Origin of the sequence: Streptomyces sp. NPDC058231 (assembly GCF_042882275.1) — a bacterium.
GTDB lineage: Bacteria > Actinomycetota > Actinomycetes > Streptomycetales > Streptomycetaceae > Streptomyces.
This window is the reverse complement of the sequence record NZ_JBHVWN010000014.1, coordinates 1-12,429: the sequence shown is the minus strand read 5'-3', so window position 1 is coordinate 12,429 and position 12,429 is coordinate 1. Positions and strand designations below refer to the sequence as shown.

Sequence of the window (12,429 nt, the reverse complement as noted above, 5' to 3'; positions counted from 1 at the left end):
GGGGTATGGGCTGGACGCACGACTTCGGTGACGCAGCACGCAATCGCCGCTCGACCGCCACGGCGGATCCGGGCACTCACGAGGGGGACGGCCCTCAGGGCCGGGTGCACACTGTGCATGATCTGCATGATCCCCGGCTGGGCATTCCGCGCATTCTCCGCCGCCGGGCCCGCTGGGTGTCGGCGCGGCTGCGCCATCCTCGCGGATGACGCGGCCCTGACCTCATCACCCGGACCGCGTCCGGGCCGCTCCGCCTCCTACAGGGCACACGCCTGACTGTCGACCTGCTGGCCGGCGGTACGGCCGTGCGTGATGTCCTGGCGGATCTCGTCGGCCGTCAGGGCGTAGCCCGTGTCGGGGTCGTCCAGCGACTTGGCGAAGACGACCCCGTACACCTTGCCGTCGGGGGTCAGCAGCGGGCCGCCGGAGTTGCCCTGGCGGACCGTCGCGAACAGCGAGTACACGTCGCGGCGGACGGTGCCCCGGTGGTAGATGTCCGGGCCGTCGGCGTCGATGCGGCCGCGGACGCGGGCGGAGCGTACGTCGTACGAACCGTTCTCCGGGAACCCCGCGACGATGGCACTGTTCCCCGTCGCGGCGTCGTGGTCGGTGTCGGTGAACTTCAGCGGCTTCGCGTCGAGGTCCGGGACGTCCAGTACGGCGATGTCGCGCTGCCAGTCGTAGAGGACGACCTTCGCGTCGTACAGCCGCCCCTGGCCGCCGATCTGGACCGTCGGCTCGTCGACCCCGCCGACGACATGGGCGTTGGTCATCACCCGGCGGTCGGAGAACACGAAGCCGGTGCCCTCAAGGACCTTGCCGCAGCTCGGGGCCGTACCGACGACCTTGACGATGGACTGCTTGGCACGGGCCGCGACGGGGCTGTCGGCCAGGGCCGGGTCCGGGGCCTGCACCTCGGTGATCGGCTCGTTGGCGAAGGGGCTGAAGACCTGCGGGAAGCCGTTCTGCGCGAGGACCGAGGAGAAGTCGGTGAACCAGGTGGACGCCTGGGTGGGCATCACCCGGGAGATGCCGAGCAGCACCGAGGAGCTGCGGACCTCCTTGCCCAGCGTCGGCAGCGAGGTGCCGGCCAGCGCGGAACCGATCAGCCACGCCACCATCAGCATCGCGACCACGTTGACCAGTGCGCCACCGGTGGCGTCGAGGGCGCGCGCCGGCGACCACGTGATGTACCGGCGGAGTTTGTTGCCCAGGTGGGTGGTGAACGCCTGGCCGACCGAGGCGCACACGATCACGATGATGACCGCGACGACGGCGGCCGTGGAGGAGACCTCGGAGCCCTCCGTCAGCTGATCCCACACGACCGGCAGCAGATAGACGGCGACCAGGCCGCCGCCCAGGAAGCCGATGACCGACAGGATGCCGACGACGAAGCCCTGGCGGTAGCCGATCACTGCGAACCACACGGCGCCGGCCAGCAGCAGGATGTCCAGCACGTTCACCGTCTATTGCCTCGCAGATTCGTCACCGGACCCGTTCGTTCGGCTGGGGTCGGGCAGACCCGTACGGCCCAGCACGGAGCCAGCCTGTCATGTGCGCCAGTCGAGCGGCACCTGTCTGGTCCGGTCCCAGGGGCGCTCCCAGCCCGCGAAGTGCAGAATCCGGTCGATCACTCCGGCGGTGAACCCCCAGACCAGAGCGGATTCGACCAGAAATGCCGGGCCCCGGTGACCGCTGGGTTGCACGGTCGTCACCCGATTGGCCGGATCCGTGAGATCCGCCACGGGAACCGTGAACACCCGTGCGGTCTCGGCCGGATCGACGACCGCGACCGGGCTCGGCGCCCGCCACCAGCCAAGTACGGGCGTCACGACGAAACTGCTCACCGGAATGTAGAGCCGGGGCAGCACGGCGAAGATCTGGACGCCCCGCGGATCGAGGCCGGTCTCCTCCTCGGCCTCCCGCAGAGCGGCCCTGAGCGGCCCCGTGGTCGCCTGGTCGCCGTCCTCCGGGTCCAGGGCGCCGCCGGGGAAGGACGGCTGCCCGGGGTGGGAACGCAGGGATCCGGCACGCTCCATCAGAAGCAGCTCGGGCCCGCGCTCCCCTTCGCCGAACAGGATGAGGACGGCGGACTGCCGCCCGGTGCCGTTGTCCGGCGGCAGGAAACGGCTGAGCTGCTGGGGCTCGATGGTCCGCGCGGCGCGTGCGACGGGGGCGAGCCAGCCGGGCAGCCCGTCGGCCGTGACGGCGACGGCATCGTCACGGCCGCCGCCTGCGTCGGCGTCGCGGTCCTCGCGCTCCGGTGCCTGGCTCTGTTCGTGCGTCTTCATGGGCACCCCTCGTCTCACAACGCCTGCGGTCGCGCATTTCGTTCCGGAGCGGGCGCCACCGTCACCCCGGCTCCCAGCGCGGGCGCCGGCTCGCCCGGATAGTCGGGCGGCGGGCTCAGCCGCTGGCCGGGCCGGCCGCCCATCTCGTACTTCAGGAGCTTCCTGGCCTTCTCCGGGTCCGTCTCGCCCTCGCCGTACGAGGGGCAGAGCGGAGCGATCGGGCAGGCACCGCAGGCGGGCTTACGGGCGTGGCAGATGCGGCGGCCGTGGAAGACGACGCGGTGCGAGAGCATCGTCCACTCGCTTCTGGGGAAGATCTCGGCGATCTCCGCCTCGACCTTCTCCGGGTCCTCCTGCTCCGTCCACTTCCAGCGGCGGACCAGCCGGCCGAAGTGGGTGTCGACCGTGATGCCGGGGACCCCGAAGGCGTTGCCGAGCACGACATTGGCGGTCTTGCGGCCGACTCCGGGCAGCGTGACGAGGTCCACGAGCCGCCCGGGGACCTCGCCGCCGAAGTTGTCCCTGAGGGACGCGGAGAGACCCATCAGCGACTTCGCCTTGGCGCGGAAGAATCCGGTCGGCCGAATGATCTCCTCCAGCTCCTCCGGTACCGCGGCCGCCATGTCCTCCGGGGTCGGATACGCGGCGAACAGCGCGGGCGTCGTCTGGTTGACCCTCAGGTCGGTGGTCTGCGCGGACAGGACCGTGGCGACGAGGAGCTCGAACGGGTTACGGAAGTCGAGCTCGGGATGCGCGTACGGGTAGACCTCGGCGAGCTCGCGGTTGATCCGGCGGGCGCGGCGGACCATCGCGAGGTGCGATTCCGGCTTCACCGGCTTCACCGTTGCCCTCCGTCCCGTCGTCGCCACGGGCTTCGCCACGGCTTCCGCCGCCCCCGCCGACGCGGGCTCCTTCGCCGCACCGTCGGGCTTCACCGGCTTCCCTGCCGCCCGTTTTGTGGCTTTTGCCGGTCGATTCGCGGACTGTTCGCCCACAGCGGAATTACGGCCTTCCGACACCCCATCAGCCCCCTTGGCCTACGCTCTCACCGGCGTTCCGGACACCCGGCCAGCCTAGGGCCAGGCACTGACATCCGCCCCGGTCACCGCGGATCCACCCCCAATCGGCCCCCTGCCGCACGGTCGGGCACGCAGGTGCGTCAAACTGGTTTGTGATTGATCGCACTGTTTTACCGTCCGGCATGATGGGGACCACGGTTCCCTGGACAGGCCGACAAGGAGAGAACTCGTGGACGACGTTCTGCGGCGCGCCCCGCTTTTCGCGGCGCTCGATGATGAACAGGCCGCGGAGCTCCGCGCCTCGATGAGTGAGGTGACCCTCGCACGCGGCGACGCACTCTTCCACGAGGGCGACCCGGGCGACCGCCTGTATGTGGTCACCGAGGGCAAGGTGAAGCTCCACCGCACGTCCCCCGACGGACGCGAGAACATGCTGGCAGTTCTCGGCCCCGGCGAACTGATCGGTGAGCTGTCGCTCTTCGACCCGGGCCCGCGCACCGCGACCGCGACAGCGCTGACCGAGGTCAAGCTGCTCGGCCTCGGCCACGGCGACCTGCAGCCCTGGCTGAACGCCCGCCCCGAGGTGGCCACGGCCCTGCTGCGCGCCGTCGCCCGCCGCCTGCGCAAGACCAACGACCAGATGTCCGACCTGGTCTTCTCCGACGTACCGGGCCGTGTGGCCCGGGCCCTCCTCGACCTGTCGCGCCGGTTCGGCGTCCAGTCGGAGGAAGGCATCCACGTCGTCCACGACCTGACCCAAGAGGAGCTGGCCCAGCTCGTCGGCGCCTCCCGCGAGACGGTCAACAAGGCGCTGGCCGACTTCGCGGGCCGCGGCTGGCTGCGCCTGGAGGCGCGCGCCGTGATCCTTCTGGACGTGGAGCGTCTGGCGAAGCGTTCGCGCTAGCCGGACACCCCTCTCGTACGCGAGGCCCCGCCGGACGGCGGGGCCTCGCGGCGTATCGGGCCTGCGACGGGCCCCGGCACCCCACCGGGGACACGGAGCGCCCACCGGCGCCCCGTCCGCCGGACCGGCCCGCGCTTCCTCAGATCAGCCCGTGCTCGCGCAGATAGTCCAGCTGCGCCCGCACCGACAGCTCCGCCGCGGGCCACAGCGACCGGTCCACGTCCACGTACACGTGCGCCACCACCTCGGCGGCCGATGCGTGCCCCGCCTCCACGGCCGTCTCCACCTGGGCGAGCCGGTGCGCGCGGTGGGCGAGGTAGAACTCGACGGCGCCCTGCGCGTCGTCCAGAACCGGACCGTGCCCCGGCAGCACCGTGGCCACCCCGTCGTCGACCGTCAGCGAACGCAGCCGCCGCAGCGAGTCGAGATAGTCGCCGAGCCGCCCGTCCGGGTGGGCGACGAGCGTGGTGCCGCGTCCGAGGATCGTGTCGCCGGTCAGCACCGCCCGGTCGGCGGGCAGATGGAAGGAGAGCGAGTCGGAGGTGTGGCCGGGGGTCGGGACCACCCGCAGTTCGAGCCCTCCGACGGTGATCACGTCGCCCGCCGTCAGCCCCTCGTCCCCCAGGCGCAGCGCCGGGTCCAGGGCACGCACCCTCGTACGGGTGAGTTCGGCGAAGCGCGCGGCCCCCTCCGCATGGTCGGGGTGCCCGTGGGTGAGGAGGGTGAGACCGATCCGCCGGCCGGCGCGTTCGGCGGTGTCGATGACGGCCCGCAGATGGCCGTCGTCCAGCGGGCCCGGGTCGATGACGACCGCGAGGTCGGAGCCGGGCTCGGCGACGAGCCAGGTGTTGGTGCCGTCGAGCGTCATCGCCGAGGCGTTGGGCGCGAGGACGTTGACCGTACGGGCGGTGGCGGGGCCGGAGACGACCCCGCCGCGCGGCTGCCCGGGCAGCACTGCTGCTTCGCTCATGCGGAACCATCTCCGGTCGGGATGTGTTTGGTGAATTCGTCGTGCCCCGGCCAGCTCAGCACCAGTTCGCCACCGTCCAGCCGGGCCTGTGCGAGCACGGGGGTGAGGTCCTGGGCCGACGCGGCCTTCAGCGCCTCGGCGGCGGTCCCGTACGGACGCAGCTGACGCAGCGTCGACACGGTCGGCGGCATCATCAGCAGTTCGCCCCTGTCGTACCCGTCGGCGGCGTCCGCGGGGGCGATCCACACCGTCCGGTCGGCTTCGGTGGAGGCGTTGCGGGTGAGCTGGCCCTCGGGAAGCGCGGCGACGAAGAACCAGGTGTCATAGCGTCGGGGTTCGAACTCCGGAGTGATCCAGCGGGCCCACGCACCGAGCAGATCGGACCGGAGTACGAGCCCGCGCCGGTCCAGGAATTCGGCGAAGGACAGCTCGCGGGCGACCAGGGCCTCCCGGTCCGCCTCCCAGTCGGTGCCCGTGGTGTCGCCGACCACGGTGCCGGCGGTCGGACCGGCCAGGAGGACACCCGCCTCCTCGTACGTCTCGCGGACCGCCGCACAGACGATGGCCTGCGCCTCCGCGGCCGTACCGACGCCGAGCCGCTCGGCCCAGTCCTCCAGTGCGGGCCCCGCCCAGCCGACGAGGCGGTCGTCGTCACGCGGGTCGACCCCGCCGCCCGGGTAGGCGTACGCGCCTCCGGCGAACGCCATGGAGGCGCGGCGGCGGATCATGTGGACGGTGGGCCCGCCCTCGGTGCCGGCGGGGTCCCGGAGCAGCATGACGGTGGCCGCACGCCGGGGCGTCGCGGCCGTCAGCTCACCTGCGGCAAGTGCCCGGATCCGGTCGGGCCATTCCGGTGGGTACCACTGACCATTGGACATGGCCGGAGGCTATCCGGAACCGCGACGATGTTCGAGAGGCGCCAAGGGCACAAGCTACGTGCCGCCCCCGGCACACGGTCCCGGTGGGCAGGGGAGCGGTTCCTGCCTGCCCGTCCGTCCGCGACCACGGCCCCCGCGTGCTCCGCCCGCACGTCAGGCGGTACGCGTGATCCCGCCCGGTCGCACCGACCGGACGGGACCATTGATCACGGATGCGCCCGCCACTGCGGCAGCGGATCAGGCCTCGGAGAGCTCGACCTGCACCTCGACCTCGACCGGCGCGTCCAGCGGCAGCACCGCGACGCCCACGGCGCTGCGCGCGTGCACGCCCTTGTCGCCGAGCGCCGCGCCCAGCAGCTCGCTCGCGCCGTTGATGACGCCGGGCTGCCCGGTGAAGTCGGTTGCCGAGGCGACGAAGCCCACGACCTTCACGACCCGCTTGATCCGGTCCAGATCACCGGCGACAGACTTCACGGCGGCCAGCGCGTTGAGCGCGCAGGTCTTCGCCAGCTCCTTGGCCTCGTCCGGCGTGACCTCCGCACCGACCTTGCCGGTGACCGGAAGCTTGCCGTCCACCATCGGCAGCTGGCCCGAGGTGTACACGTACACCCCGGACTGAACGGCCGGCTGGTAAGAGGCGAGCGGCGGCACCACGTCCGGGAGCGTCAGCCCGAGTTCGGCGAGCTTCGCCTCGACCGCGCCCGCCATCACGCCTTCTCCCGCTTCAGGTAGGCCACGAGCTGCTCGGGGTTGTTCGGGCCGGGAACGACCTGGACCAGCTCCCAGCCGTCCTCGCCCCAGGTGTCCAGAATCTGCTTGGTCGCGTGCACGAGAAGGGGCACGGTCGCGTATTCCCACTTGGTCATAGGCCGACTGTAATGCCTGGCACGCACGGCCTCGTGCGTAGCCCGGGGCCCGACTGGTTAGGCTCGAATACGTGAGCAGGTTCCAGGTCGTCAGCGGCAAGGGCGGTACCGGTAAGACCACGGTCGCCGCCGCCCTCGCGCTCGCCCTCGCGACCGAGGGCAGGCGCACCCTCCTCGTCGAGGTCGAGGGCAGACAGGGCATCGCCCAGCTCTTCGAGGCGGATTCGCTTCCGTACGAGGAGCGCAAGATCGCCGTCGCACCGGGCGGCGGCGAGGTGTACGCCCTGGCGATCGACGCCGAGCGCGCACTCCTCGACTACCTCCAGATGTTCTACAAGCTCGGCAGCGCCGGCCGGGCGCTGAAGAAGCTCGGCGCGATCGACTTCGCCACCACGATCGCGCCCGGTGTCCGCGACGTCCTGCTGACCGGCAAGGCCTGTGAGGCCGTGCGCCGCAAGGACAGGCAGGGCCGGTACAGCTACGACTACGTGATCATGGACGCACCGCCCACCGGCCGAATCACGCGCTTCCTCAACGTGAACGACGAGGTGGCGGGGCTGGCCAGGATCGGCCCGATACACAATCAGGCACAGGCCGTGATGCGGGTGCTGAAGAGCCCCGAGACGGCGGTCCATCTGGTGACGCTGCTGGAGGAGATGCCGGTCCAGGAGACCGCGGACGGCATCGCGGAGCTGCGGGCGGCCGAACTGCCGGTGGGCCGGGTCGTCGTGAACATGGTGCGCCCGCACCTGCTGGACGAGGACACGCTCCGCACCGCCTCGGGCGGCCGCCGCAAGGAGATCGCCAAGGCGCTGACCCGGGCGGGCGTGACCGGTTCCGCGGCGCTGGTACGCCCCCTGGTCGAGCAGGCCGCCGAGCATGCCCAGCGGGTCGAGCTGGAGCGTGAACAGCGGACGGTCCTCGCCGGCCTCGGGCTGCCGACCAGCGAACTCCCGCTGATCGGCGAAGGTGTGGACCTGCCCGGGCTGTACGACCTGGCGGTCGAGCTCCGCAAGCAGGGCGTGGGCGAAGAGACGGGCCGAGGGGCGGGTTCATGACAGCGGGTACGAAGACGGGTGCCGGAACACGGACCGGCACCGGCGCAACCCCCGGCAGCGCCGTCGCGCCCGCGCTGGACGCCGACGCGCTGCTCGACGACCCGGGCATCCGGATCATCGTGTGCTGCGGCTCGGGCGGCGTCGGCAAGACCACGACCGCCGCCGCGCTGGGCGTACGGGCGGCCGAGCGCGGCCGGAAGGTCGTGGTGCTCACGATCGACCCGGCCCGCAGGCTGGCCCAGTCCATGGGCATCGACTCGCTGGACAACGTTCCGCGCCGGGTGCCGGGCATCGACGGCGAGGGCGCCGGTGAGCTGCACGCCATGATGCTCGACATGAAGCGGACCTTCGACGAGATCGTCGAGGCGCACGCGGAGGGCGAGCGGGCCCGCGCGATCCTGGAGAACCCCTTCTACCAGTCCCTGTCGGCCGGTTTCGCGGGCACGCAGGAGTACATGGCGATGGAGAAGCTGGGGCAGCTGCGGGCGCGCAACGAGTGGGACCTGATCATCGTGGACACCCCGCCGTCGCGTTCCGCACTGGACTTCCTGGACGCGCCCAAGCGGCTCGGCTCGTTCCTGGACGGGACTTTCATCAAACTGCTGATGGCCCCGGCGAAGATGGGCGGCCGGGCGGGGATGAAGTTCCTCAACGTCGGCATGTCGATGATGACCGGGACCCTCGGCAAGCTGCTCGGCGGCCAGTTCCTGCGTGACGTGCAGACATTCGTCGCGGCGATGGACACCATGTTCGGCGGTTTCCGGACCAGGGCAGACGCCACGTACAGACTGCTGCAGGCCCCCGGCACGGCGTTCCTCGTCGTCGCCACGCCGGAGCGGGACGCGCTGCGTGAGGCCGCCTATTTCGTGGAACGGCTGGCCGCCGAGGAGATGCCGCTGGCCGGGCTGGTCCTCAACCGGGTCCACGGCAGCGACGCCGCCCGGCTCTCCGCCGAGCACGCGCTGACCGCCGCAGAAAATCTTGACGACATCGGCATTGTGGATCAGGCGGCCGGGAAGGCTGGACTTCGTGACCCGGCCGACTCGGCAGTCATCTCCCCCGAAGACCCCGAGTCGACGCCCTCCCCCGCCCGTTCCGAGCACAGCAGAACGCCTGAAATCGATCAAGCGCCCGGCACGAAAGCCGACTTGGTCTCCGTCGAACAGCTGACCGCTGGTCTGCTGCGGCTGCATGCTGAACGCATGCAGGTCGTCGCGCGTGAGCAGCACACCCGCGAGCGCTTCGCCTCACTGCACCCGGAGGTTGCCGTGACCGAAGTCGCCGCGCTGCCCGGTGATGTGCATGACCTCGCCGGGTTGCGGGCCATCGGAGACCGGCTCGCAACCGATTCGACCCCGGCCGGAGCTGCGTAACCGCCCGGACGACCGGCGGCCCCCGATCGGCTACCCCACGGCGGCGTACGTCTCGTGCAGTGCGTCGTCGTCCAGACCGATCGCCGCCGGCAGGATGCCCGTGGACCGCTCGTACTCACTGCGAGCGGTCTCCAGCAGTCGGCGCCAGGACGTCACGGTGGGCCGTCTGCGCAGCAGTGCGCGACGCTCCCGCTCGGTCATTCCGCCCCACACGCCGAATTCGACGCGATTGTCCAGCGCATCGGCCAGGCACTCGGTCCGCACCGGGCATCCGGTGCACACCGCCTTGGCCCTGTTCTGCGCTGCCCCTTGTACGAACAGTTCATCCGGATCGGTAGTGCGGCAGGCTGCCTGCGCACTCCAGTCGGTTACCCAGCCCATCCCGGCGCCGTCCTCTCCCGAATCGAGGCTCCCCCACGGCGGTAGCGGCATATTCACCGCTGCCAGTTGAGGACGTTACGGAAGGCAGCGACAGCACAACACCCCCTTCGGGCCCAATCTTGAATGGCCCGAACGGACTATGCGTACGCGGCAGATCACCCAGGGGAGTGATGCAAGGACATCAGCGACTATCCCAGGAGAAACGGGACAGATCACCTGGGACGTAAGGGATGTTCGGTGGGACAACGGGCGGATTCGGGGGCGCCCGAGGTCGTGGCCGAGTCACGGGTGGGTCACGGCCGGATGATGCAGGGGGGTTGATACGGAACCGGACTGCTGTGACAGTTGAGAGCAGCTTAGGCCAACGCATATACGCGTGTCCGGCGAATGAGAACGTAGGCTGCCCCCATGCCAAAGAACCGCTCGGGCGGGGGTCTCACCGCGACCCAGCAGGCCGCCAAGTTCCTCGGTGTCGCCGCACTCTCCGGAGTCGTGCTCGCAGGCATCGCGCTGCCGGCCGCCGGAGCTCTGGGGCTCACCGCGAAGGGGACGGTCGAGGGATTCGACGAGATCCCGGCCAACCTCAAGACTCCACCGTTGAGCCAGCGCACCACGATCCTGGACAACAAGGGCGGCGCGCTCGCCACGGTCTACTCGCGCGACCGCACGGTGGTGCCGCTGAAGGACATCTCGCCGTACATGCAGAAGGCGATCATCGCGATCGAGGACGCCCGGTTCTACCAGCACGGGGCGATCGACCTCAAGGGCGTCCTGCGCGCGATGAACCGCAACGTGCAGGAGGGCGGTACCGCGCAGGGCGCGTCCACCCTCACCCAGCAGTACGTCAAGAACGTCTTCGTCGAGGAGGCGGGTGACGACCCCGACAAGGTCGCGCAGGCCACCCAGCAGACGCTGGGCCGCAAGGTCCAGGAGCTGAAGTACGCGATCCAGGTCGAGGAAGAGCTCGGCAAGAAGAAGATCCTGGAGAACTACCTCAACATCACCTTCTTCGGGCAGCAGGCGTACGGCATCGAAGCCGCCTCCCAGCGCTACTTCTCCAAGCCGGCGAAGGACCTGAAGCTGGAGGAGGCCGCGCTGCTGGCCGGCATCGTCCAGTCCCCGAGCCGCTATGACCCGGTCAACGACACGGAGGAGGCGACCAAGCGTCGCAACACCGTGCTGCAGCGCATGGCGGACGTCGGCGACATCACCCGGGCCGAGGCCAGGAAGGCGCAGGCCACGCCGATCAAGCTGAAGGTCAGCAAGCCGCAGAACGGCTGCATCACCGCCGCCAGCGGGGCCGGATTCTTCTGCGACTACGTGCGCAAGATCTTCCTCACCGACCCGGTCTTCGGCAAGACCCAGGAGGAGCGCGCGAAGGTCTGGAACCGGGGCGGGCTCACGATCCGCACCACGCTCGACCCGCAGGCCCAGGCAGGCGTGCAGGACTCGATCAGCAGCCACGTCTACAAGAAGGACAAGGTCGCCACCGCCGTGACGCTGGTCCAGCCCGGCACCGGCAAGATCATGGGCATGGGCCAGTCCAAGCCGTACGGCTTCGGGCCGGACGAGACCCAGTACAACTACTCGGTCAACAAGGACATGGGCGGTTCGAACTACGGCTTCCCGACCGGGTCGACGTTCAAGCCGTTCGTGGCCGCCGCGGCCATAACGGCGGGCAAGCCCGCGACGCAGGTCTACCCGGCCCCGTACGAGATGCCCTATCCGACGGTGCAGACCTGCAGCGGCAAGCCGTACGTGAACCTGAACGGCGAGCGCGTTCCGAACGAGAACGATTCGGAGCGCGGGCCGTACGCGATGAAGGAGGCGATGGCCAAGTCGGTCAACACCTACTTCATCCAGATGGTGCAGGACATCGGCCTCTGCCCGGTCATGAAGATGATCGACAAGCTCGGAGTGGTGCAGGGCAACGGGGACAAGCTCCCCGAGGTCCCCGCCATCGCGCTGGGCTCGAAGGGCCTCTCGCCGCTGACGATGGCCAGCGCCTACGCCACGTTCGCCAACCACGGCACGTACTGCACACCGGTCGCCATCGAGTCGGTGAAGAAGGCGGACGGCTCCTCCCTCCCCGTGCCGAAGTCGACCTGCACACAGGCGATGACGCCGACCGTGGCGGACACCGTCAACACGCTGCTGCTCGGCGTGATCGACTCCGGTACCGGCCAGGAGGCCGGTCTGCAGAGCCGCGACAGCGCGGGCAAGACGGGTACGACCGATGAACGCAGGAACGCCTGGTTCGTCGGCTACACGCCGAACATGTCCGGCGCCGTCTGGGTCGGCAGTCCGACCCAGGAGGTCAAGATGGTGGGCATCAACATCGGTGGCGTGTACCGGGACAAGGTGTACGGCGGTGAGGTCCCCGGACCCATCTGGCGCGACGCCATGACGAGCGCGCTCGACGGCCAGCCCGCTCCGGGCTTCAACACCGTCGACATCCCGGACGAGCCGAGGGACGACGAGGAGCGGGGCAGGGACAGGCACGACGGCGACACCACCGACGACCCGTTCGCCGACATCTCGCCTGACCTGATCGGCGGGAACAACGGGGCACAGCACGGCGGCCAGGGCCAGAACCGCGGCGGCGCGAGAGGCCACTGACCGGCGCCCGGCCCAGGAGACGAGGAGGTGGGGGGGGCCCGCGGATGTCGGGGGGCCCCCCCCCCGCGGG

13 protein-coding genes are annotated in these 12,429 nt (G+C 70.3%); 5 read left to right on the top strand and 8 right to left on the bottom strand.

Annotation, left to right across the window (positions count from 1 at the left end; all coding sequences use genetic code 11):
• Nucleotides 1-5: 5 nt before the first annotated feature.
• On the top strand, nt 6-209 hold the full coding sequence (locus tag ACFVXE_RS12765; protein ID WP_389671147.1) for a hypothetical protein: 204 nt from the start codon (nt 6-8) through the stop codon (nt 207-209).
• Nucleotides 210-257: 48 nt separating this feature from the next.
• On the opposite strand, the gene ACFVXE_RS12760 is transcribed toward ACFVXE_RS12765, so the two are convergent.
• From ACFVXE_RS12760 to nth, 3 genes are all read right to left on the bottom strand, one after another.
• The gene (locus tag ACFVXE_RS12760) at nt 258-1,463 is read right to left on the bottom strand and encodes a MarP family serine protease (protein WP_389671145.1); all 1,206 of its coding nucleotides are present in this window, start codon (nt 1,461-1,463) and stop codon (nt 258-260) included.
• 87 nt (nt 1,464-1,550) lie between these two features.
• A complete protein-coding gene (locus ACFVXE_RS12755; protein ID WP_389671143.1) occupies nt 1,551-2,291 on the bottom strand; it encodes an NUDIX hydrolase in 741 nt (246 codons plus the stop codon).
• A gap of 14 nt (nt 2,292-2,305) precedes the next feature.
• Nucleotides 2,306-3,286, bottom strand: a complete 981-nt coding sequence (gene nth, locus ACFVXE_RS12750; RefSeq protein WP_389671141.1) for an endonuclease III — start codon at nt 3,284-3,286, stop codon at nt 2,306-2,308.
• Nucleotides 3,287-3,539: 253 nt separating this feature from the next.
• On the opposite strand from nth, the gene ACFVXE_RS12745 reads away from it, so the two are divergent.
• The gene (locus ACFVXE_RS12745; RefSeq protein WP_014046869.1) at nt 3,540-4,214 is read left to right on the top strand and encodes a Crp/Fnr family transcriptional regulator; all 675 of its coding nucleotides are present in this window, start codon (nt 3,540-3,542) and stop codon (nt 4,212-4,214) included.
• Between the two features lie 139 nt (nt 4,215-4,353).
• Here ACFVXE_RS12745 and ACFVXE_RS12740 read toward each other — a convergent pair whose 3' ends face one another.
• The 4 genes from ACFVXE_RS12740 to ACFVXE_RS12725 form a co-directional block, all read right to left on the bottom strand.
• Complete coding sequence (locus ACFVXE_RS12740) at nt 4,354-5,184, bottom strand: MBL fold metallo-hydrolase (protein WP_389671139.1); 831 nt, start codon at nt 5,182-5,184, stop codon at nt 4,354-4,356.
• Nucleotides 5,181-6,062, bottom strand: coding sequence for an NUDIX hydrolase (locus ACFVXE_RS12735; protein ID WP_389671137.1), 882 nt, complete (start codon nt 6,060-6,062; stop codon nt 5,181-5,183). The genes ACFVXE_RS12740 and ACFVXE_RS12735 overlap by 4 nt, the downstream gene beginning before the upstream one ends.
• 237 nt (nt 6,063-6,299) lie before the next feature.
• Nucleotides 6,300-6,770: a RidA family protein gene (locus ACFVXE_RS12730; protein WP_389671136.1), complete on the bottom strand. Its 471-nt coding sequence runs from the start codon at nt 6,768-6,770 to the stop codon at nt 6,300-6,302.
• A complete protein-coding gene (locus ACFVXE_RS12725; RefSeq protein WP_003967454.1) occupies nt 6,770-6,928 on the bottom strand; it encodes a DUF4177 domain-containing protein in 159 nt (52 codons plus the stop codon). Before ACFVXE_RS12725 ends, ACFVXE_RS12730 begins: the two co-directional genes overlap by 1 nt.
• 71 nt (nt 6,929-6,999) lie before the next feature.
• On the opposite strand from ACFVXE_RS12725, the gene ACFVXE_RS12720 reads away from it, so the two are divergent.
• Both ACFVXE_RS12720 and ACFVXE_RS12715 read left to right on the top strand, forming a co-directional pair.
• Nucleotides 7,000-7,986 carry an ArsA family ATPase gene (locus tag ACFVXE_RS12720; RefSeq protein WP_389671134.1) on the top strand — a complete coding sequence of 329 codons (987 nt, stop codon included), beginning with the start codon at nt 7,000-7,002 and terminating at the stop codon, nt 7,984-7,986.
• A complete protein-coding gene (locus ACFVXE_RS12715; protein WP_389671132.1) occupies nt 7,983-9,359 on the top strand; it encodes an ArsA family ATPase in 1,377 nt (458 codons plus the stop codon). The genes ACFVXE_RS12720 and ACFVXE_RS12715 overlap by 4 nt, the downstream gene beginning before the upstream one ends.
• A gap of 30 nt (nt 9,360-9,389) precedes the next feature.
• On the opposite strand, the gene ACFVXE_RS12710 is transcribed toward ACFVXE_RS12715, so the two are convergent.
• Complete coding sequence (locus ACFVXE_RS12710) at nt 9,390-9,740, bottom strand: WhiB family transcriptional regulator (protein WP_389671131.1); 351 nt, start codon at nt 9,738-9,740, stop codon at nt 9,390-9,392.
• Nucleotides 9,741-10,148: 408 nt separating this feature from the next.
• On the opposite strand from ACFVXE_RS12710, the gene ACFVXE_RS12705 reads away from it, so the two are divergent.
• Entirely contained in the window at nt 10,149-12,359 is a 2,211-nt protein-coding gene (locus ACFVXE_RS12705) for a transglycosylase domain-containing protein (RefSeq protein WP_389671129.1), read from the top strand.
• Nucleotides 12,360-12,429 lie beyond the last annotated feature (70 nt).